15 protein-coding genes are annotated in these 21,609 nt (G+C 63.6%); 7 read left to right on the top strand and 8 right to left on the bottom strand.

Translation table 11 applies throughout. The features are described 5' to 3' along the window. The first annotated feature begins 193 nt into the window (after positions 1–193). Positions 194–3,142 (top strand): TonB-dependent receptor plug domain-containing protein, encoded by a 2,949-nt coding sequence (locus ACZ1JY_RS16660; protein WP_465131384.1) that lies wholly within the window; start codon positions 194–196, stop codon positions 3,140–3,142. 121 nt (positions 3,143–3,263) lie between these two features. On the opposite strand, the gene ACZ1JY_RS16655 is transcribed toward ACZ1JY_RS16660, so the two are convergent. Then, positions 3,264–4,643 (bottom strand): MFS transporter, encoded by a 1,380-nt coding sequence (locus tag ACZ1JY_RS16655; RefSeq protein ID WP_465131383.1) that lies wholly within the window; start codon positions 4,641–4,643, stop codon positions 3,264–3,266. Positions 4,644–4,680: 37 nt separating this feature from the next. After that, entirely contained in the window at positions 4,681–6,186 is a 1,506-nt protein-coding gene (locus tag ACZ1JY_RS16650; RefSeq protein WP_465131382.1) for an aldehyde dehydrogenase family protein, read from the bottom strand. Positions 6,187–6,384: 198 nt separating this feature from the next. Here ACZ1JY_RS16650 and ACZ1JY_RS16645 point away from each other — a divergent pair, with 198 nt between their 5' ends. The 4 genes from ACZ1JY_RS16645 to ACZ1JY_RS16630 all read left to right on the top strand — a co-directional run bounded on the left by ACZ1JY_RS16645 (position 6,385) and on the right by ACZ1JY_RS16630 (position 10,179). Then, the gene (locus ACZ1JY_RS16645; protein WP_465131381.1) at positions 6,385–7,431 is read left to right on the top strand and encodes an alpha/beta fold hydrolase; all 1,047 of its coding nucleotides are present in this window, start codon (positions 6,385–6,387) and stop codon (positions 7,429–7,431) included. A 74-nt stretch (positions 7,432–7,505) separates the two neighbouring features. Further along, on the top strand, positions 7,506–8,912 hold the full coding sequence (gene leuC, locus ACZ1JY_RS16640; RefSeq protein ID WP_465131380.1) for a 3-isopropylmalate dehydratase large subunit: 1,407 nt from the start codon (positions 7,506–7,508) through the stop codon (positions 8,910–8,912). Further along, positions 8,912–9,541 (top strand): 3-isopropylmalate dehydratase small subunit, encoded by a 630-nt coding sequence (leuD, locus tag ACZ1JY_RS16635; protein WP_168904880.1) that lies wholly within the window; start codon positions 8,912–8,914, stop codon positions 9,539–9,541. Before leuC ends, leuD begins: the two co-directional genes overlap by 1 nt. After that, a complete protein-coding gene (locus ACZ1JY_RS16630) occupies positions 9,538–10,179 on the top strand; it encodes an isochorismatase family protein (protein ID WP_465131379.1) in 642 nt (213 codons plus the stop codon). The genes leuD and ACZ1JY_RS16630 overlap by 4 nt, the downstream gene beginning before the upstream one ends. On the opposite strand, the gene ACZ1JY_RS16625 is transcribed toward ACZ1JY_RS16630, so the two are convergent. Then, positions 10,171–11,127 carry a hypothetical protein gene (locus ACZ1JY_RS16625; RefSeq protein ID WP_465131378.1) on the bottom strand — a complete coding sequence of 319 codons (957 nt, stop codon included), beginning with the start codon at positions 11,125–11,127 and terminating at the stop codon, positions 10,171–10,173. The two genes, ACZ1JY_RS16630 and ACZ1JY_RS16625, sit on opposite strands and share 9 nt — an antisense overlap. A 420-nt stretch (positions 11,128–11,547) precedes the next feature. Here ACZ1JY_RS16625 and ACZ1JY_RS16620 point away from each other — a divergent pair, with 420 nt between their 5' ends. After that, a complete protein-coding gene (locus ACZ1JY_RS16620) occupies positions 11,548–14,109 on the top strand; it encodes a TonB-dependent receptor (RefSeq protein WP_465131377.1) in 2,562 nt (853 codons plus the stop codon). Positions 14,110–14,191: 82 nt separating this feature from the next. Here ACZ1JY_RS16620 and ACZ1JY_RS16615 read toward each other — a convergent pair whose 3' ends face one another. The 3 genes from ACZ1JY_RS16615 to ACZ1JY_RS16605 all read right to left on the bottom strand — a co-directional run bounded on the left by ACZ1JY_RS16615 (position 14,192) and on the right by ACZ1JY_RS16605 (position 17,359). After that, positions 14,192–15,226 carry a Gfo/Idh/MocA family protein gene (locus ACZ1JY_RS16615; RefSeq protein ID WP_465131376.1) on the bottom strand — a complete coding sequence of 345 codons (1,035 nt, stop codon included), beginning with the start codon at positions 15,224–15,226 and terminating at the stop codon, positions 14,192–14,194. Between the two features lie 20 nt (positions 15,227–15,246). Next, a complete protein-coding gene (locus ACZ1JY_RS16610; RefSeq protein ID WP_465131375.1) occupies positions 15,247–16,605 on the bottom strand; it encodes an MFS transporter in 1,359 nt (452 codons plus the stop codon). A 109-nt stretch (positions 16,606–16,714) separates the two neighbouring features. Beyond that, positions 16,715–17,359 carry a cytochrome b gene (locus ACZ1JY_RS16605; RefSeq protein ID WP_465131374.1) on the bottom strand — a complete coding sequence of 215 codons (645 nt, stop codon included), beginning with the start codon at positions 17,357–17,359 and terminating at the stop codon, positions 16,715–16,717. Positions 17,360–17,507: 148 nt separating this feature from the next. Here ACZ1JY_RS16605 and ACZ1JY_RS16600 point away from each other — a divergent pair, with 148 nt between their 5' ends. Beyond that, positions 17,508–19,067 (top strand): FAD-binding oxidoreductase, encoded by a 1,560-nt coding sequence (locus ACZ1JY_RS16600; protein ID WP_465131373.1) that lies wholly within the window; start codon positions 17,508–17,510, stop codon positions 19,065–19,067. Positions 19,068–19,091: 24 nt separating this feature from the next. On the opposite strand, the gene ACZ1JY_RS16595 is transcribed toward ACZ1JY_RS16600, so the two are convergent. Beyond that, a complete protein-coding gene (locus ACZ1JY_RS16595; protein ID WP_465131372.1) occupies positions 19,092–20,162 on the bottom strand; it encodes an LLM class flavin-dependent oxidoreductase in 1,071 nt (356 codons plus the stop codon). Positions 20,163–20,167: 5 nt separating this feature from the next. After that, on the bottom strand, positions 20,168–21,589 hold the full coding sequence (locus tag ACZ1JY_RS16590; protein WP_465131371.1) for an MFS transporter: 1,422 nt from the start codon (positions 21,587–21,589) through the stop codon (positions 20,168–20,170). Positions 21,590–21,609 lie beyond the last annotated feature (20 nt).

The raw sequence follows: 21,609 nt of genomic DNA, 5'->3' as shown, positions 1-21,609 counted from the left end.
GTAAAGCCCCGGAATACCAAGGATCGGAGAGGAAACGCCAAGCCACCGACTCGCAGGGTTGAAGCTTTCAGAAACTCGGCGCGGCGTACGGCAGACACCGGCGAAAACCCTTCCCGATCGTACTTGTCAGTGAAAAACGCCGCGCGATGCGATGCGGCGCACACGAAATTCTATGTGGAGGAGTGGGATGTTGTTGAACTTGCCGAATTGTCGTCGCCTGCTGCTGCAAGGCGCATCGCTTGGGGTCGTGGCGATTGCCGCACTCACACCGATCGCTGCCAGCGCACAGGATGCGGCTACGCCCACTGTCGCCGCCCAGGATGCGGATCAGGATGACGACAGGCCGAGTGCGGCGGAAATCATCGTCACCGGGTCGCGCATCAATACCAGCGGTTTTACCGCTCCGACGCCGACTACGGTGATCGGCAGCGAACAGATCGCCGCGAACGCCCAGCCCAATGTCTTCACCACGATCTCCCAGCTGCCGTCGCTGCAGGGATCGAGCGGCACGCAGGTCAACACCTTCAGCACCTCGAGCGGCGCGCAGGGCCTGAGCTCCTTCTCGCTGCGCGGCGTCGGCACGATCCGCACGCTTACCCTGCTTGATGGCCAGCGCGTCGTCGGCGCCAACGTGACGGGCGTTCCCGACATCAGCCTGTTCCCGCAGCTCCTCACGCAGCGTGTCGACGTGGTGAATGGTGGTGCCTCGGCGTCTTATGGCTCCGACGCTGTTGGCGGCGTGGTCAACTTCATCACCGATACCCGCTTCAAGGGGATCAAGGGCAATATCCAGGGCGGCATCACCAACTACGGCGACGACGAGCAGGCCGTGGCGCAGCTTGCCTTCGGCACCGCCTTTGCGGACGATCGCTTGCGCGTGATCGGTAACGTCGAATATTCACACGAAGGTGGCGTCGGTGGTGGCGAGTGGGGCATCGGCCTTGCCAACGGGCGCGACTGGTTCAAGCAGACCACGCTGATCAACCGCGGCGTCCTCAACGATGGCTCCCCGCAATTCATCCTGCGCGACTTCGCCCAGTCCACCACTTTCACCAAGTACGGCCTGATCACGGCCGGGCCACTGCAGGGCATCGCCTTCGACGCCGCGGGCAATCCCTTCCAATTCCAGTACGGATCGAACGGCGTTCCGGCCAAGGATGCCGCCGGAAACATCAGCGGCTGTTTCCCCGGGTTCTGCCTCGGCGGCGACCTGACCGGCAATGTCGATGCCGGCCGCTCGCTCAAGTCGCGGATTGATCGCTACAATGGCTACGGCCGCGTCGGCTTCGAATTCACGCCCGGCAGTGAAGTCTACGCCACGTTCAACTATGGCCGGGTGAAGACGCAGAATCAGCCGGTCAATGGCCAGAACCGCCCGGGCCTGACGATCCAGTGCTCCAATCCGTTCCTGCCGGAAAGCATTGCCACGGCCTGCGCCAACGCCGGGATCACCAGCTTCCGCTTCGGCACCAGCAATGCCTCGCTTGGCAACACCCAGGTGCATACCGATCGCGAGCAAGTGCGCGCGGTGATCGGCGCCAAGGGCGCAGCCGAGATCGGCGGCACCGAGTGGACTTACGACACCTACTACGAACATGGCGTCAATCGCACCCGCATCGACGTCGACAACATCCTGCTGAGCAACCGCTTCAACAACGCCATCGACGCGGTGCTGGACAATGGCGTGATCGTGTGTCGCAGTGCTGTCGCGCGGGCCAACGGCTGCGTACCGCTGAACATTTTCGGCGACAAGGCTTCGGAAGCCGCCCGGAACTACATCATGCCCGAAGCCGGGCCCTACCAGCGCACGCGCCAGACACAGGACGTGGCCAGCATCAACTTCTCGGGCTCGCCGGTCGAACTCTGGGCCGGCCCGCTTTCGGTCGCCTTCGGTGGCGAATGGCGGCGCGAGCATTACCGCGTGACTGCCGACCCCTATGGCGCCGGTTTTGCCAATACGCCTGCCGGTGGTGACTACCCTGCTGATCCGCTGCTGATCCAGGGCGGCAACAACTGGTACGCCGGCAACTACAAGAACGGCAACGGCACCTATACCGTCAAGGAGGCCTACCTCGAAGTCGACGTGCCGATCCTCAATTCCGACAGCACCGGCAAGCTCAACATCAACGCCGCAGGCCGCGTTACAGATTACAGCACATCGGGCACGGTCTGGGCGTGGAAGCTTGGCGGCACCTGGGACCTGCCCGTGGATGGCCTGCGCGTTCGCGGCGTAATGTCGCGCGATGTGCGCGCGCCCAACCTGTCGGAACTGTTCGCAGCGCCCGTCACCACCACGCTGCCCAATTTCTTCGATCCCTTCACCAATTCGAACGTGCTGGCGATCCAGAACACCATCGGCAACACCGCGCTGACGCCGGAGTTTGCCCGCAACAATACTGCGGGCATCGCACTGGCCAATCCTTCATGGCTGCCGGGCCTCAACGTCTCGTTCGACTGGTATCAGATCAAGATCAAGGACGTGATCTCGAGCCTCGGCGCCAACGACATCGTCCAGCTCTGCTTCCAGAAGGTGCTGCTTTCCACCTGCAGCGCGTTCAACCTGAGCAACACCAACGGTCCGAACTTCATCAACGTGCAGGCGTTCAACCTCGCCTCGATCAACACCAGCGGGTTTGACATCGAAGCGTCGTACCGGTGGCAGCAGCCGCTTGGCCTGCCAGGCAGCTTCACCTTCCGCGGCCTTGCCACGCACGTGATCAAGTTCATCACCGACACCGGCCTTCCGGGCACGCTGCCGGTCGACACGGCAGGCAACAACAATGGCGCGACGCCGGACTGGAAGTTCCTGCTGATCCAGAGCTACGAGAACGACAAGTTCTCGCTTCTGGTGCAGGAGCGCTGGTTCAGCGATGGCGTGATCGGCAACCAGTACGTGGTCTGCTCGGCGGGCACCTGCCCGGCTTCCACCTCGCAGCGTCCGACGATCGACCAGAACTTCCTTCCGGGCGCATTCTACCTCGACATCGGTGGCAGCGTGAACATCACCAAGGAGATCGTCGCCTACGCCAAGGTCGACAACGTGTTCGACAATGCCCCGGCGAGGACCAACATCTTCTCCAACCCCGCGCTCTACGACGGGCTTGGCCGGATCTATCGCGCTGGCGTCCGCTTCCGCTTCTGATCCATCTTCCCTCGCGCGGCGGACCTACCCACCACACGCCGCCGCGCAGACCGGGCCATGCCGTTCCACACCCTCCCGGAACGACATGGCCCGGAACGACATGGCCCGGCCCCCTGTTTTGTCAGGCTTCGGGCAAGCGGTAGCGGCTGAAGATCAACAGGGCGATCGCCTGCAAGGTGGCCGGGATTGCACTGTAAAGCAGGATGATGCCGGTAAGCGCGCTTTCGCTCTGCGCGGTGGCGCCACCGGTAGACGAGACGAAACCGAACGCGCTCATCACGATCCCGGCGATGACCGGGCCAAGGGCAAACGCCAGCTTTTCCATGGCGGAGAACAGCCCGGCAAAGACGCCCTCGTTTGCCACCCCTTGCATGCGGCGCTGATAGTCGACCGTATCGGTCATCATCGACAGGGCAAGCAGGATGAACCCACCGTTGAACGCGCCAATGATCACCGCGCGCAGCAGGATCAGCAGATGCTGGGTGTTGACCGGCTGCCCGCCCGGTAGCGTGGCAACATCGACCCCGCCCTTGCCGACCCAAAGCCAGGTGATCGTCACCGCTGCCCAGATGGCCGCGGCAAGAACATACGCGCGCGGCTTGCCGATGCGCTTTGGCAACCACAGCCACAGCGGCTGCGAAGCAAGACTGGCGGCAGACATACACAGGATGAAGATCGGGATCAGCCAGATCGCCTGAACCACGTAGAGAAACACGAACCCGATGACGGTGTAGCTCGCCGCCTGCCCGGTGTTCGAAACGAAGGTCGTGGCAAGGAGTACGAGATAGGGTTTGTTGGCGGCAACAGTGCGCAACTGGTCAAGCAGTGATCCGGGCACGGCACCTGCATTGATCAGCGGCACCCGGCGCAAGCCGCTCGCCGTGGTGAGCATGGACACGAGGCACAGGCCCCCGAAGATCCAGCTCATCGCATGCCAACCGGCCGCGCCGCCGCCAAAATGCTCGATCACCGGCTGGGCAAGGCCCACGCCGACGAGCACGCCGATCGTTGCGAAGAACATGCGCAGCACCATGATGCGGTTGCGCTGGTGCGGATCGCTGGAAAGTTCGGCAGCGATGGCCAAGTACGGCACAGAGTAGACGCTGAACGCAGTCGAGGCGAGGAAGAACAGGGCGCAGATCGCTGCGGCGGCGATATACGGGCTTGGGTATTCAGTGAAGGCGAAGAGCGCGATGAAGCCCAGCGTCGTGCCGACCGCTCCGGCGATCAGAAAGGGCGTGCGGCCAATTGCCGTCTTCATCCGGTCCGACCAGGCCCCGACCAACGGATCGCAGACGATCAGCCAGAGCTTGGGCAGCAGCACCACAAGTCCCGCAAGCCACGCCGGCACGCCCAGCATGGTCGTCATGAACAGCGGCAGCAGCACCGCTGGCGTATCGCGGAACACCTGCGCGCCCAACTGGCCGACGCCATAGCGCAGGACGACGCCCGTCGGCACCTCGTCGGGCATGGTGGAATTTGCGGCGAGGCTGGCGTTCATGGCTGGGATCCGGGTGTTCTTGGGACAGGACGAAGCGTCAGACGCAGGCGCAGACCGTCTTCCATTCGAGATAGTTGTCCATCGCCTGCCGCCCGCTGTCACGGCCCCAGCCCGATTGCTTCACCCCGCCAATGGCAAGCGAGGCATCATACATGGCGTGGCAATTGATCCAGACCGTGCCGGCGCGGATGTCGGCAGACATGCGGTGCGCGGTAGAGAGGCTCTCGGTCCAGACGCTGGCAGCAAGGCCATAATCGCTGGCATTGGCGGCGGCGATGACTTCTTCCTCGTCATCGAACGACTGGACGACAAGAACCGGTCCGAACACTTCCTCGCGCACGATTTCCATGTCGGGCTTCACGTCGACAACAACGGTCGGGGTGATGAACGTGCCGGCAACGCCAGTGCGCTCGCCGCCGGTCAGCATGGTCGCGCCTTCGCCCTTCGCCCGCTGCAGGAAGCCCTCGACGCGCTCGGCATGGCGGGCCGAGACGACCGGCCCCATCTGCGTGTCCTGCAGCAGGCCATGGCCGATCTTCAGCCCCTTGGCATATGCCGCGACGCCCTCGACAACCTGATCGTGGACCGAGCGGTGAACGTATAGCCGCGACCCGGCGATGCACACCTGCCCACCGTTGAAGAAGATCGCATTGGCCACGCCCGGCACGGTGATGGCCATGTCGGCATCGGGAAACACGATCGAAGGCGACTTGCCACCAAGCTCCAGCGTGACGCGCTTGAAGTTCGTCTTGGCCGCATCGAGCACGGCGCGTCCCGTCGCGGTCGATCCGGTGAAGGCGATCTTGTCGACATGGGGATGCGCAGCAAGCGTCGCCCCGGTCTGTCCGCCGAGGCCGGTGACGACGTTGAGCACACCGGCGGGCACGCCAGCCTCGACCATCAGTTCGCCAAGGCGGATTGCGGTGAGCGAGGTATCTTCGGCCGGCTTGAGCACGACGGTGCAGCCCGCTGCCAGGGCGGGCGCGAGTTTCATCGCGGTCAGCACCAGCGGGGAATTCCACGGCACGATCGCCGCTACCACGCCGACGGGTTCACGTACTGTCCAGGTACGCATCTGGCGACCGGCGGGCTGATAATTGATCGAGCTTTCAAGGCTGTGGCCTTCGATGGCCATGGCCTGTCCGGCGAAGAAGCGGAACTGGTTGACCGCCCCCGGTATCTCTGCCCACCGTCCCACGAACAGCGGCTTGCCCTGATCGAGTGTCTCAAGCTCTGCAAGGTCGTCGATATGAGCCTCGATCAGGTCTGCGACCTTCCACAGGATGCGGGCCCTTTCCACTGGAACCGTTGCCTTCCACACGGCCAAGGCGGCGCGAGCCGCTTCCACGGCGGCATCGACATCAGCCGGGCTGGCCGCAGCGATGCGCCCGGTCTCGGCACCGGTCGCCGGATCGAGCGTGGCAAAATCGGCGCCGCCTTCAGCCTTGCGCCACTCGCCACCAATCAGCAGTCCTTCACCACGCGCACGGCGCGCAAGAAATTCGACGTTGCCGGGGCGAAGATTCGCGAGATCGAAAGCCATGACTCTGGGATGCTCCTTTGGATGCGATCTGACTGCCTCGTGGACCCCGCATCAGCCATAGCGCCATACGCCAAAAGCCGCTTGGCGGATAAGATTGTCCGAAAACCCCGGGAGTTGAAAGGAGGAGAATAGCATGGAGCATGATGGGAATGCTTATGCCAATGGCCTAAGCGTTATCGCCGGAAGGACAGCCGAAGCATGATTTTGCAGCATTCTTTGCTTAAGTCGATAACCGGAGCGAGCCGGCGTTCGGCCTTCGCGCTCGCCATGCTGGCCGGGCTGGTCGCGCCGCAAGTGGCGGTCGCGCAGCCTTCCCCAGCCCCGACGCAACCTGCTGCTGCCAAGCCCTACCTGACCGTTGACCAGCTCCGCCGGATCTATGCCGACAAGAACAGCCGCTTCTTCACGGTGGGCGGGCTGAAGATCCACTACAAGGACGAAGGTCCGCGCAAAGGCCCCGCCTTGCTCATGGTGCATGGCTCGGAAAGTTCTTTGCGCACTTGGGACGTCATCGCCAACAAGCTGAAGACGCGCTACCGCATCATTCGCCTCGACCTGCCGGGCTATGGCCTGTCCGATGGCCCGACTGACGAATCTCTCAAGACTCTCGTGCCCACCGATGTTCCGATTGCCCTGCTCGACCATCTGCAGGTCCGCAAGGTGACGTTTGCCGGCGTTTCCAGCGGCGGCACGATGGGCATGTACATGGCCGCGCGCCGGCCAGACATGATCGAACGCCTGATCCTTTCGAATACCCCTTCGGACCCGGTGGACACGAGCCATCTCAAGCTCAGCACGGGGCTCAAGGCAGCGATGGATCGCGCCCAGCAAACGGGCTTTCGCGATCAGGACTTCTGGAGCAACTTCCTGACCTTCTTCGCAGGCGATCCCGCGCGCATTTCGGCGCAAACGCAGAGGGAATATTACGATTTCTACCGCCGCGTACCGGAAAAGAACCTGATCGGCCTGATCGCGCGCATCGGCGATGGCAAGCAGGCAACCATCGAGATGGCAAAGGTGCGCAAGCCGGTCCTGCTGCTCTGGGGAACGGCCGATCCCTTGCTGCCGGAATCCGCGTTGAACGCGATCGGCCGGTATCTCTCCAACGCCCAGATTTCCCGGGTGTCGATGCCGGATGTCGGTCACTATCCTCCGCTGGAGGTTCCCGAACGCATTGCCCAGTTGATTGCTGCCTATATCGAGGCAGCGACGCCGAACGTGCCTGCTGATACCACCGCGCCCTGATTACGCCTGTTCGCGCTTCGGTTAAATCAGCCCGCAGCAGCCAAAGCTGCGGTGCCCTCACATAGTGCATGGACATGACCAAGCCCCGCACCCTTTACGACAAGCTTTGGGACAGTCACGTCGTCGCCGAATTGCCCGGTGGCGCGTCGCTGCTCTACATCGATCGCCAGATCCTGCACGAGGTCAGCAGTCCGCAGGCCTTCGTCGCCATGCGAGAGGCCGGGCGAAAGCTCCGGCGCCCGGAGACTCACCTGGCCGTGGCTGACCACGCAGTGCCGACCCGCGCGCGACAGGGCGAGATTGCCGATCCGCTGGCACGCAGCCAGGTTGCCGAACTTGAAGCCAACGTCCATGAGTTCGGCATTCCCTATGCGCCACTCGACGGGGCTGAGCAGGGGATCGTCCACGTGATCGGGCCAGAGACGGGCTTCACCCTGCCGGGGACGACGATCGTCTGCGGTGACAGCCACACCACCACCCACGGTGCGTTCGGCGCACTGGCATTCGGCATCGGCGCGAGCGAGCAAGGCACCGTCATGGCTGCCCAGGTTCTCCCGCAAACCCGGGCGCGGACGATGAAAGTCGAACTCGTCGGACGGCTTGGCGCGGGGGTCGATGCCAAGGACGTGGCGCTGGCCCTGATCGCGAAGATCGGCGCGCACGGCGCAGTCGGCTATGCCGTGGAATATACCGGCGCTGCCGTATCGGCGATGTCGATGGCGCAGCGCATGACGCTGTGCAACATGACTATCGAAGCCGGCAGCCGTATCGGCCTCGTCGCTCCGGACGAGACGACATTTGCCTTCATCAAGGGGCGCCGTCTGGCCCCTGTTGGCCCGATGTGGGAGCTCGCGCTTGAATCGTGGCGCACGCTGCCGGCGGACGATGGCGCAATCTATGACAAGGTCGTCACTCTCGATCTTGATGACATTGCCCCGCAGGTCAGCTGGGGCACCAGCCCAAACCAGACCCTGCCGATCGGCTCGGCCGTGCCGGATCCTGCGAGTATTGCCGACCCCATAGAGCGCCGCGAAACCGAGAAGGCGCTCGCCTACATGGGCCTCGTTCCGGGACAGAGCCTCGCCGATATCGCCATCGATCACGTGTTCATCGGATCGTGCACCAACGGCAGGATCGAAGACCTGCGCGCAGCGGCGGCCATTGCTGGCGGACGCAAGGTCGCGCCGGGCGTCAAGGCCATCGTGGTCCCAGGCAGCGCCGCCACTCGGGCGCAGGCCGAGGCCGAAGGGCTTGACCGCATTTTCCTCGAGGCCGGGTTCGAATGGCGCTTTGCCGGGTGCTCGATGTGCGTGGCGATGAACGACGATCGCCTTTCTGCCGGCCAACGCTGTGCCAGCACGTCAAACCGCAACTTCGAAGGACGGCAAGGTCCGGGTGGTCGCACCCACCTGGTCAGCCCGGCCATGGCTGCTGCCGCTGCCGTGACCGGTCATCTCGTCGATGCAAGGAGCCTTGCCTGATGCCTGCCCAGCCCTTCACCACCGTATCGGGCCGCGCCGCAGCGATGCGCGAGGACAATATCGATACCGATATCATCTTCCCCGCACGTTTCCTGCTGATCACGGCGAAGGCGGGCCTCGGTGAATATGCCTTCCATGACCGCCGCTTTGCCAGCGACGGCCATAAGGTCGAAGGCTACGTTCTCAACGATCCGCGCTTTGCCGATGCCCCGGTGATCATTGCCGGCGCAAACTTCGGCTCCGGCTCAAGCCGCGAACAGGCGGTCTGGGCTCTCCTCGGGCTCGGCGTACGGGCCGTGATCTCTTCCAGCTTCGGCGAGATTTTCCAGTCCAACTGCATGCGCAACGGCATCGTGCCGATCGTCCTGCCAGAAGCTCAGGTTGCTGCGCTGATGGATCTGGCAGAATCAGGCGCCATGTTCTCGGTTGACCTTGAGCGACAGGAACTTGGCGCAGAAGGCCTTGCACCCATCTCGTTCTCGATTCCGCCCGAACGCCGTCTTGCCCTTTTGAATGGCTGGGACGAAACCGATCAGATCGTTAATCAGTACAGTGGCGAGATCGAGGCCTTCGAGGTCCGGCAGCGCCAGAGCCAGCCTTGGCTCTACACCAGGGAGTTTGCCGCGTGAGCACCGAAGAAGACCTGCTGGCCAACTACAAGAAGGCCTATGACAACCGGGTTGGTTTCGGCACAAGGCCGGCATTGCTGCTGATCGATTTCTGCCAGGCCTATTTCGAAAAGGGCAACGCCCTCTATGCCGAGGTCGATGAAGCACTGGCATCCGCACTGCGCATCCGCTCTGTCGCGCATGCGGCCGGGGTGCCGGTTATCCTGACCAATGTTGTCTACCACCCCAGCGGGTTCAACGGCGGTCGCTTCTTCGAAAAGGCCATGCCGCTGCGCAATTTCACGCAAGGCAATCCGATGGCCGCCTGGGGACCGGGCCTTGAACCGCTGGAAACGGAATTGGTCATTTCCAAGCAGTATCCGAGCGCATTCTTCGGCACCTCGCTCGCCTCGACGCTCACGGCCGCCGGCATTGACAGCGTGATCCTGACCGGCCTGACGACATCGGGCTGTGTCCGCGCGAGCTGTGTCGACGCGATGAGCCATGGCTTCAAGACCGCCGTCGTTGCCGAGGCCTGCGGCGATCGTCACGCAGGGCCGCATGAAGCGAACCTGTTCGACATGAACGCAAAGTATGCCGACGTGGTCAGCGAAGCGGAGACGATCGCGTTTCTGGAAACCCTGCGGCCTTCAGCCTAACCGAAGACCTTCGAGCCGGGCTCCCCAGGGCGTAACCGCCGCGAGGAGCTCGGCGCTGCCATAGGGCGCCCACTCGACGCGGCCAGCTTCAACGATCTCGCACCCACCGGCGACCATTGCTCTGGCAAAGCCGTCGATATCGGTAACCGGAAAGCGCAGGGCGGCCCATCCCCGCATCGGCGGGCGGCTTTGCGAGAAGTCGTGGCCACTGCAGCCAAAGCTGATGATCTCGACCGAACCTTCCATGCGGCCCTGCGCCTGGTAGATCCCGATCTGCATCGGGATCTGTTCTGCAAGGGAAAGCGGAAGGCCCATGCAATTGATCCCGCCTTCGTTGCCAGCGAAGCCTTCGGTTTCCTGCACCGGCACCCAGCCCAGATGGTCAACGAAAAGCGCGCGCGCCTGCGCGAAATCAGTGACCACCTGCGTGGAGTTGAACACCCACGAGGCATTGCCACCAACGCCCTCGTACCCTTGCAGGGGCGGACTCACGCGTTTCATCAGGGCAATGCAAAGACCATCGGCGTCATTCTCAACGACTTCGCGGACAGCCAATGCGCCAAATTGCCAGTTGGTTATCGGCGCAAATGCGCGATGTCCGGCACGGCCCAAGGCATGATGCAAAGTCTCGATATTATCCAAGGCGCGGATATTGATGTCGAATATGCCGCCCGTATCCCATGGCTGCGCGCCGTCGCGCATCAGGGCGCGCGGCTCTTCGCCAAAGGACAACAAGCGGATGGCGCCCCGCGCCTTGTCGGGATGGACGAGCAGAACCTCGCGAGCACGAGCGGCCGGACCAGCACCCCACGTAGCGCCGAGCGGGGCGGCAAGGTCGCCAGCGTACAAGGCTTTGTAGCCCAACGCCGGAGCCAGGCGCCGGCCTGCTTCGTCGGCGTCTGCGACGATGCCGACGACTTCCTGAAAACCATTATCCAGTGCGATCATGCAGGCAGGGATAACAAGCATCTCCCACGGCGGGGATCACGAGTGGCAAAAAACCACAGAGCGGACAGGCGCTTGCTTTGCCTCCGGTGTGCAGTACTGCTCCTGCAGCATCCCGCACTCGCATCTGCGAAACCGCACTTCCATCCGACAGACGGACACGCGACAGATTCGCGACGTCGCGGCAACGCAACTTTGCCATTGTTCGATGGGGTCAGGGCATAGAGCAAGCGCTCGGTCCATGATCTCGATCAATATTGGCCTGCCGGATATCGGCTTTCGGACAGGTAAATCAAAACAAGCCGTATCGCAGGATCCGGGATAGCTGAACGCCTTGCGCAATTGCTGGTGCGTCATGAAGCCATTTTCCCAGGGAACGTAGTAATCCCGCCATTCGGCTGACTAAAGTGAGGGGTTTATAAGATGAAGACGACCCGAGTTCTTAAACTGTTTCCGATCTCTACGATCGCCATCGCCTGCTCTCTCGTGCAGGCAGCCCCGGCGTTTGCGCAGGAAGCAGCGCAGGCCGAAGAGGCCGCTCCCACTGGCGACATCGTCGTGACCGCGCGCAAGCGCGAGGAAACCCTTCTCACCACCCCGATCGCGATTGCTGCGATGCCGTCGGAGGAAATCGGCCAGCGCGGCATCATTTCGCTGACCGACCTGATCGACGCAACGCCCGGTATCAACGTCACTGGCAACAACTCGGGCCGCAACGACCGTTCGTTCCAGCAGATCTCGCTGCGCGGCTTCACGCCGTCGACCACGGACTCGACCCTGACCGCAACCTTTATCGACGGCGTGCCGGTTTCGTCGGCCTCTGCGCTGAACTCGATCACCGATCCGGCCCGTGTCGAAGTGCTCAAGGGTCCGCAGAACGCCTATTTCGGCCGCAATGCCTTCGCCGGCGCGGTAAACGTGGTCAACAAGACCCCGAAGAGCGATTTTGGCGGCAGCATGAACGCCTCGGTCTTCAGCCGCGACGGTTATGATGTGCAGGGCTCGCTCGAAGGCCCGATCGCACGCGACATCCTGAGCTTCCGCATTTCGGGCCGTGCGCTCGAGCGTGGCGGCTCCTACCGCAACCGCGCCAACCCCAACGAGCGTCTCGGCGACCAGCGCACCCGCACCGTCACCGGCATGCTGCTGTTCACGCCCTCCAGCCAGCTGACCATGAAGGTCTTCGGCCTTTACAGTGAAGACCATGACGGTCCAGCCGCACAGGGCATGCTTTCGGCCTACGAAGTCCGCTCGAACAATGGCGTTGTCAACATCCCGGCGTTGAGCGGCAACACCAACGGCAAGATCATCGTCCCTGGCCTGTCCAACTGCACGCTGAACGGCGTCAACCCGTTCATCTGCGGTCAGGCTCCGGCGCTGCCTGCAGGCTTCTCGCCCGCGCAGAACACCTACATCGACGCCAAGACCTCGGCCGTGCTGGCCGATGGCCGCTTCCGCCCGGTCTCGCCGGAAGATGGCGTTCAGGGCTATGGCCTCAAGCGCAAGTACCTCCATGCCCACGCCAACATCGATTACGAACTGGGCGACACCGGCATCACGCTCTCGTCGCTCACCGGCGTCAACGACGAAAAGTGGTCGCAGATGTCCGAGCTTGACAACTATGACAGCTCGTCGCTGATCAACACGGCCGCCACGCCGACCAACGGCCTGCTTCCCTATTACAACTTCCCGTTCGCGATCGAACGCCACAACAAGGACTTCTCGCAGGAACTGCGCGCTTCCTTTGACAATGGCAGCATGATCTCGGGCATGATCGGCCTCAACTACATGGACACCAAGGTCAAGCGTGACCTGTTCAACGTCTATGGGGAAGCTGTACTGGGCCTGGCTCGCGGTGCTGGCACGGCTTCTGCCCCGCAGCGGGTGGAAACCAAGGGGATCTTCGGCAGCGTCAACATCAAGCCCACCGACGCGCTCGAGATCAGCCTTGAAGGCCGTTACCAGCGCGACAAGGTGTTCGGTTTCACCGGTGGTCTGGGCGCAACGATCTCGGCGGCCGCTGCTGCTGAAAACGGAGTTCCGGCTGGCACTTATGCGCCGCTGACGCAGTTCTTCTCGAAGAACTACGACAACTTCATGCCGCGCGTGATCGTCAACTACAAGATCACGCCCGAAATCATGGCTTACGCGTCATGGTCGAAGGCCGCGAACGTCAGTATCTCGTCCTTCAACGCCCGCCTTTTCTCGGGCACGGCCGGCGAAATCGCAGCATCTCAGTCACTTGGACTGCGTGGCATTACTGTTCCTGAAAAGCTGACGAACTACGAAATCGGCCTGAAGGGTCGGGCCTTCGACAACAAGTTGATCTTTGCTCTTTCGGCTTACTACGGTGACTGGAAGAACCAGTACAACACGCGCAGCGTCTTCTTCGTGGACAATTCGCTGAACCCGCCGCTGAGCTCAACCGTGACCGGCATCGCAAACTCAGGCCGGACCAAGGTCAAGGGTATCGAACTCGATACGACAATCCTTCCCATGGAAGGCGTGTCGCTCACGTTCTCGGGCGCTTACAACGACACCAACATCCGTTCGTTCAATGACCCGGCGATCACTCGTGTCACGGGCGTTACGGGCGATGGCTTCAAGGGTAACAAGCTGCCCCTTACCTCGCAGTACTCGTTTGCGATCACGCCCGAATTCTCGGGCGATATCCCGGGCCGCGACAATGCTACCTGGTTCATTCGCAGCGACGTGAACTACAAGTCGCGCCAGTTCCTCGATGCCGCCAACCTTACCTGGATCGGTTCGCGCACCGTGGTCAACGGCCGCGTCGGCGTGAAGCTGGACAACATCGGCATCGAAGTGTTCGCAAACAACCTGCTGAACAACAAGCAGTACACCTCGATCCAGCAGAACAACCTGCAGACGCCTGGCGGCGCGCTGGCTGCCCGTCCGTTCAGCTATCTGGTCGTCGGTCTGCCCGAACTGCGGACCTTCGGGATCAAGGGTTCGGTCTCCTTCTGAAGGTGACCCAAGTCTGAAATGGCAAAGGCCGGGCAATCGCCCGGCCTTTCGCTTTTGTGCAGTATTATCGCGGGCGGACCGGTCAGAGGGGCGGGTCGATGGAATCTGCGGCCGAATTGGCCCGCGCCGAGGCGCGCACCCGATCGATCAGCGCAATAAGCCTTGCCGCATCATAACCGGTCGGCATGCGGTGCGGCCGCCCACGCACCGCCTTGGCAAATTCTTCGGTCTGGCCTTCGAAGTAATGCGTGAGGCTTCGTCCCCCCAGCTTGCGCGGGTCACCCAGCACGCCCGTCGGCGGCATCACGATCACCTCGTCGTTCCAGCGCAGGATTTCGCCGTGCTCGATCTCGAGGATGCCGGTCTCGAAATACAGCGTCTTGCGGTCCTGCACGGTGGGCTGGTTGTAGGATATGTGGACGCTCGCCATGCGGCGGCCGGGATAGGCCATGACGATCATTGCCTCATCCTCTCCCTGCCAGCCCGATTGCAGGCGAGCGGCTTCGGCATGGACCCGCACCGGATCGTCCGCCCCCATGACAAGCTGCACGAAATCGAGCGCATGCGGCGCAAACAGCGACAGGATCAGACCGTCCTGTGCCTTGCGCTCGGCCCACCACGGCGCCTGCGGTCCATCCCACCGCACGCACATCGAAACTTCCAGAGACAGCAGGCGGCCGAGCGAGGGCATCCGGGCCTCGACCTGGCGGACGGCTTCATTATGCCGGAAGGTGTGCCCCACTGCCAGGACCAGCCCGCGCGCCTCGGCTTCGCGGGCCAACGCCAGGGCATCCTCGCCAGTCTCGGCAGCCGGCTTTTCGACCAGCACGTGCTTGCCCGCCTTCAGTGCAGCCATGGCCTGAACGGCATGCAGGTGGTTCGGCGTGGCGAGCAGCACTGCATCGACCTCGGCCAGATCGAGCATGTCCTCAAGCGTCGCGTAAGCCGGCGCGCCAAAGCGTTCGCCCACTTGCCGCGCAAGCTCCAGATCCCGGTCGGCTACGGCCACCAATCGCGCATCCTGCGGCCGCGCCGCGATGGCATCGAGGTGGGACAGCGAGATGCGGCCACAGCCGACCATCGCGATATTGAGGGGGCGCGATGCAATATCATTCATGTTGGTAGTCAGCCTCGAAGTTATGGCAGGCGCGGTTCGCGCACGAATTTCCAGATCATCCCCGCAGCGACAACCTTGGCGACGCCCGGCAGGAACGAATAGCAGAACAGGATTCCGAACATCGCGGAATCGGATTGCGGCAGCCCTGCCTTTGCAGCGCCGGAATCAAAGCCGAACCACGAAAGCAGCACGCCGACGATCAAGGTGCCGCCAAGGGCGATCCCGGCCTTCTCGATGGCAGACCAGATCGCTGAATAGGACCCAGCCCGGTTCTCGCCGAATTCATCGCGCGCCTGCGCTATGCAGTCCGAAAGCAGTGACAAGACGATCGTACCCCAGCCGGCGTTGCAGACTGCCAGCAAGGCCGAAAGCAGATAGGCGACTTCGACTGGCGCGCGCGGCACCAGCCCCCAGACGAACACGACCACGCCATGTCCCGCAGCGGCCAGGACATAGGCCGGAACCTTGCCGATGCGGCCTGCCACCATCACCCACAAAGGCGATCCGAAAATGACCGCGACGCCCATGATCGCGGCCATGATGCCAAGGTCGTGCAACGGTTCGGCCCGTGCCATCGAGTATTTGACGAAGAACGGAAAGCTGGCGTAGCCGATGCCTGCCGAAATGGTCATGACCACCGCCGAAAGGCTGAGGATGACGAAACGCCTGTCGCCAAACGCGCGGGCCAGACCGCCGAGCGCCGAACGGCCCGCTGCGCCATCGCCTGCAACTTTCGCCACCGGCACGATCCGCCCCGCCACCTTCCATGCGATCAGCATGAAGACCAGGCACGAGATGCCGACAGTGCCCATCACGATCAGGTGCGCGCGCTGGTCGGTCCCCAGCGCGCTTACCGCCATAGGCGCCACCGACGAGCTGAGCAGCAATCCGATCCCGCCGAAGCTGTGCTTCCATCCCATCAACTCGGTCCGCTCGCGCGGGTTGGATGTCATCTCCGCCAGCATGGCGAGGTACGGCACCGAAAAGCTCGAATAGACGGCCATGTAGAAGCTGAAAGTCATCATGACCCAGGCGATCTGGAATCCGACCGATGCATGCGGCACGGCAAAGATGCCAAGCATCGCGACAGGCGAAGCAAGGGCAGCTACGACAAACCAGTTACGACGGGGAAAGCGGCCGGCGATCTTGTCGGACATGGCGCCAATGCCCAGGTCGAACAGTGCTCCGAGCACCACCTTGGGAATGAAGATCGCCGTCCCGGCAAGCGCGGGCGAAATGCCCATCACGTTGGTCAGGAAGAACAACAGCAGCAGCGAAGGCGTATCGCGGAACAGCTGTCCCGCGATCTGGCCTATGCCGTATCCGGCCTTGATCGAAGTGGCGATCCTTGCAGGCGGAGCCGCCTCGGCTGTGGTCATGCGATTTCCCCGTCGGCATCCCGCTGTCCGGGGATTGCCTGTCATTTACAGCAAGGTGGCGCAACCATCGCGGGGAAGGAATCCCTGAACAAACCTATCCGCCAGCCGGTCAGCGCTTCGGGTCTTTGCCGAGCATGTGCAGGAGCACGCCATCCCTATCGATGAAATGGTGCTTCAGCGCGCCGCCGATGTGCAGCAACAGCAGCGCTCCACCGGCCCAGACCATATAGACGTGCGATTTGGCAAAGAGACTGTAGCCGATCAGCCCCGGCGCGTTCCACGGGCGTGGGGTCACGATATGCGGGATCAGTCCGCCGGGGCCGAACCCGTCGTGCGTGAAGAACCACATCTGCGGCGCGGGGTATCCAGCCCCTGCCCCGAGCGCTGACAGCGCCGCCCAGCCGGTCAAGGGCAGCAGCAACAGCAGCGCGTAAAGCAGGGCCTGAACCGATCTTGCAGCGAAGCGCCCACCGGCGCCAGTGCCCGCAGGCAGTTCCGGGGCGCGATGGCGCAAGCGCCAGAACAGCCGTAGGATTACCGCCAGAAGGAGGATCATGCCCAGCGTGTGGTGAACCTGGCTGGCGCGCAGATGCAGCCACGCCAGCGCCCCCCCGCGTGATCCCTCCAGATATGTCCACGCCATCGCAAAGCCCGCAGGAACCTCGACGAGGATCGCGAGGGCCGTACCCCAGTGCAACCAGCGGGCCGGGCGCGTCCAACCTTGGGGAGCGGTAGCGAAGTTCTGCTGCGTCATGCGAGGCAATCTGCCGCAACGCGCATCGCCTCATAGCGTCGGGGCGCCAATGGTCACTGGCCGGATAACGGGCGCTGCGCTATCGAAACCGGGCGGCCCGATGCCCACACATCAGCCTTTCGCCAGACCTTCAGGAACGAGTTCAAGCATGGCCACGATGGCAAAGGAAGATACGGTTCTTGCACGCTTGCGCAGCGCGCTTGGCGAAGCCGGGGTGCAGACTTCGGCCGAAGCACTCGATTACTTCTCGAACGACGTCTATCGCGGCGGCGCCTTGCCGCTGGCCGTGATCCGCCCGGCTTCGGTCGAGCAATTGCAGGCGGCGGTTCGCCTCTGTGCCGAGGCCAACGTCGCCATGGTCCCGCGCGGTGGCGGCGCGTCCTATACCGACGCCTATCTTTCCGAAAAGGCGGGCCATGTCCTGTTCGACACCGGTGCGCTCGATACGATCGAAATCGATGAATTCGGCGCTGTCGTTACCTGCGGCGCGGGCGTCACCTGGGCCGCGCTGAAGGCGGCGCTCGACGCCAAGGGCCTGCGCACGCCTTTCTGGGGCCCGTTCTCGGGCATCGCCGCCACTGTCGGCGGCAGCATGAGCCAGAACAGCGTCAGCCACGGCGGCACTGCCCACGGCATTTCCGCACAGTCTGCCCTGTCGATGGACGTGGTGCTGGCCAATGGCGAAGTGCTGAACACCTCATCGTCTCGCGCGATGCGCTTCTACGGCCCGGACCTGACCGGCCTGTTCACCGGCGACTGCGGCATTTTCGGCATCAAGGCGCGCATCCGCCTGCCGCTGCTGCCGATCCTGCCGCGCTTCGAATGCGTCAGCTTCGCGTTTGACAGCTTTGCCGACTACCACGCCGCCTCGCGCAAGGCGGCCATGGCCAAGCTGGAGGAGAGCCACTTCGGCCTCGACCTCGCCCTGTCGCAAGGGCAGATCGGCCGGCAGGACGGCATGGGTGCCCGCCTCAAGATCGCTGCCGACGTGCTGAAGCGCGCACCGAACAAGCTCAAGGGCGTGGCGCAACTGGTGCAGATGGCCATCGCCGGCGAAAGCGCGATGCGCGCTGGCGCCTACATGTGCCACTTCATCATCGAAGGCTTCGATCAGGAAGAAGCCGCCCACAAGGCCCGCCTGCTGCGCAAGCTGCTCGACGGACTTGGCCGCGAGATCGCCAACTCGATCCCGACTTTCGTGCAGTCGATGCCGTTCGCGCCGCTCTACAACGTGCTCGGCCCTGGCGGCGAACGCTGGGTGCCGATCCATGGCGTCTTCCCGCACGATCAGGTCGTCCCGTTCGACACGGCGTTCAAGGCCCTGATCGCATCGCGCCAGGCCGAAATGGACCGCCACGGCGTCTGGCTCGGCACGATGTTCTCGCCGGTCGGCTCTGCCGGGTTCCTCTATGAAATCGCCGCCTACTGGCCCGATGCGCGCACCTCGTACCACGTGACCACGCTGGGCGAGGAATACCTCGCAGGCCAGCCGAGCTTTGCGGCAAACCCCGAGGCACGCACGTTCGTCGACAAGCTGAAGGGCGAAATGATCGACCTCATGCAAAGCCACGAGGCCGCTCATTTCCAGCTGGGTCGCGCCTACCCTTATCAGCCGCGGCTGTCGGAACAGCAGAAGGCCCTGCTGGGAGCGATCAAGGCGCAGCTCGATCCCAAGGGTCTGATGAATCCGGGCGCTCTCGGCTTCTGAGGAGCGCGCCCTGCGGCCCGGCGGCTAGGCTGGGCCGTTTCCTAGGCGGCGCAGTTCCGGGCCGATCTCTGTGCCGATGCGATGCGTATCGGCCAGCCAGTCGAAGCCGGTGACGAGGAAATTGTCGATCCCCGCCGCGCGATAGCGCAGCAGCGCCTGCACCAGCGTGTCGGGCGATCCGACCAGGCACATCACCTGAAGGCGGCCCTGCGTCGCCCTGGTAAGGCCCGTCCACAGGCACGGGTCGGCAGCGGCATCATCGGCTTGCGCGGCATTCGCGGCAACGGTCTCGGCGGCCTTGCCCAGATCGCGCCCCAGCGCACCGTGCTTTGCCTGCCGCGCGATGACGCCTTGCAGCAGGGCGTCGGCCCGCGCCCACGCCGCCTCGTCGCTATCGGCCACGACCAACCGCATCGACATCGAGAAGCGGGGGTTGCGTCCGTGCTTGCCAGCCTCGGCTCTTACCGTCGCGACCTGTGCCGCAATCTGCTCCACGCTACCGGGCCCGAAGGCATAGACGTCGGCCAATTCAGCCCCGAACTGCAGAGCCAGCTCGGACGTCCCCGCCCAGAACACCGGTACGCTGCCTGCCACCGGACGCACTTCCGACCCTGCGTTCTCGAACCGATACCAGTCGCCCTGATGATCGCACGGACTTTCCCCGGCCCAGACCCGGCGCATGATCCGGACGTATTCGTTGCTGCGCCGGTAACGCTCGTCCTTGGTCAGGTAATCGCCATCGCAGCGCGTTTCGATGTCCGAGAACGCCGTGATGACATGTACCCCCGCCCGGCCGCCCGAGAACTGGTCGAGCGTGGCAAACGCCCGCGCGGCCATGGTCGGCGCAATGAAGCCAGGCCGATGCGCCACCATCAGCTTCAGGCGCGTCGTTGCCGCCGCAACCCAGGTCGCGGTGACCAGGCTGTCGGCCGACTTGGCGTTCTGCCCCACCAGCACGCGGTCATACCCGGCAGCCTCATAAGCGCGGGCGATTTCGGCGACGAAGGCCGGATCGTATGGTCCCGGCGTCTCGCTTGTCTCGCTGGTGCGATAGGGCGAGATCAGGCCCACCAGTTCGATTGGATGTCGTTCCAACAGCATTACTCCGAAAGGGCCTGCTGCTTTTCCGCCGCCTCGACGGTCGCCGCGTCGAGCCGGTAGAACAGCATGGTCACGATGGCAGCGATCATCGCCGCCGCAGGAATGACCGACACGCACAGCAGCACCGCAAGTTTCGCATCGGCACCTTGCTCGGCCGCCTGCCCGCTGGCCGAAGGCACGTAACCCATCGCGGAAAGGAACGCGCCCATCACGGCCAGCGCAGCAGCCGAGGAAAGCTTGTCGAACAGCGTGGTGAAGCCGGCGAATGCGCCTTCGCGCCGCTCCCCGCTGGTCACGTAGTCATAGCGCACCGCATCGGACAGCAGCGAATAGGCGCAAAGGATCATGCCGGCCCCCGCCAGCCCGCTCAACGCACCGCGTGCCGAGATGAGCAGCATCGCCTCACCGGGGCCCGCAAGCAGCCAGCTCGCCTGCACAATGGCATAGAGCGCCAGCGCACCAATGTAGCAGGCCTTCTTGCCGACCCGGTTCGAAAGCCACACCCACCCGGTCATGCTCACCAGCATCGCAACCGTTGCCAGCATGAAATAGGTACCAAGGACATTGTCCTTCTGCTCCAGACCGATCCGCGTGAAAAAGGCCAGCGCCGCAGAGCCGATTGCCGTACCGAACAACAGGAAGACGTGGGCAATCGCCAGGATGCGGAACGGCACGTTCTTCCACGCCAGCAGGACCTGCCGCCATAGCGCCACCAACGGGTTCACGCGCACCACACCGGTGCGTTCCGGCGGTGCCGTGCGCGGCGCCTTGGCCAGAAGCCGCACCGCCAAGGCAGTCGCGAAAAAGACCACGGCACTCACGATCAGCGCGATCAAGAGGTGGCCGCTGCGCGTAGGGCCAGTCTGGCTCAGAATCCAGGTCGGCAAGGTTGAGCCGAGCATGGTGCCGACAGCATTGCCATAGGTCCGCCAGCCCATCAGCCGGGTGCGTTCACGCGGATCGGCCGAACTTTCGACCAGCATGGCAAAACCCGGGATGGTCAGCAGCGTGTACCCCGTGGCGTGGATGACCAGGGCAATCGTCACGAACAGTTGCGCCAGCAGGATCGAACCGAACGACGGCGCACCGAACAGCAGGGCCAGCCCCAGCGGCATGGCGATGCCACCTGCAAAAAGGAACGGCAGGCGCCTCCCCCAGGGTGTCTTCGCGCGGTCGCTCCACGCACCCACTGCCGGATCGGCAAAGCCGTCGTAGATCTTCACGAAGGCGAAGATGGCACCTGCCGCGCCGGCCGAGATGGCAAGGCTGTCGGTCATGAAGCGCAAGCCGAGAACAGTGACGAGGTTCTGGCCCGCCGCATGCGCCAGCGGGATCAGCGCCGATCCCAGGCGGATCGCCCAGCGCGAGGCGTTGCCTGTTTGGCTTGCGGCTTGACTGATACCGACGGCTGGTCCCGACACGGCGTTCTCCCGGCTGCGAG

Source organism: Novosphingobium sp. BL-A-41-Hi4B-X5A (assembly GCF_055521705.1).
Note: the sequence above shows the minus strand (reverse complement) of the source record. Positions and strands in the feature narration are given on the sequence as shown.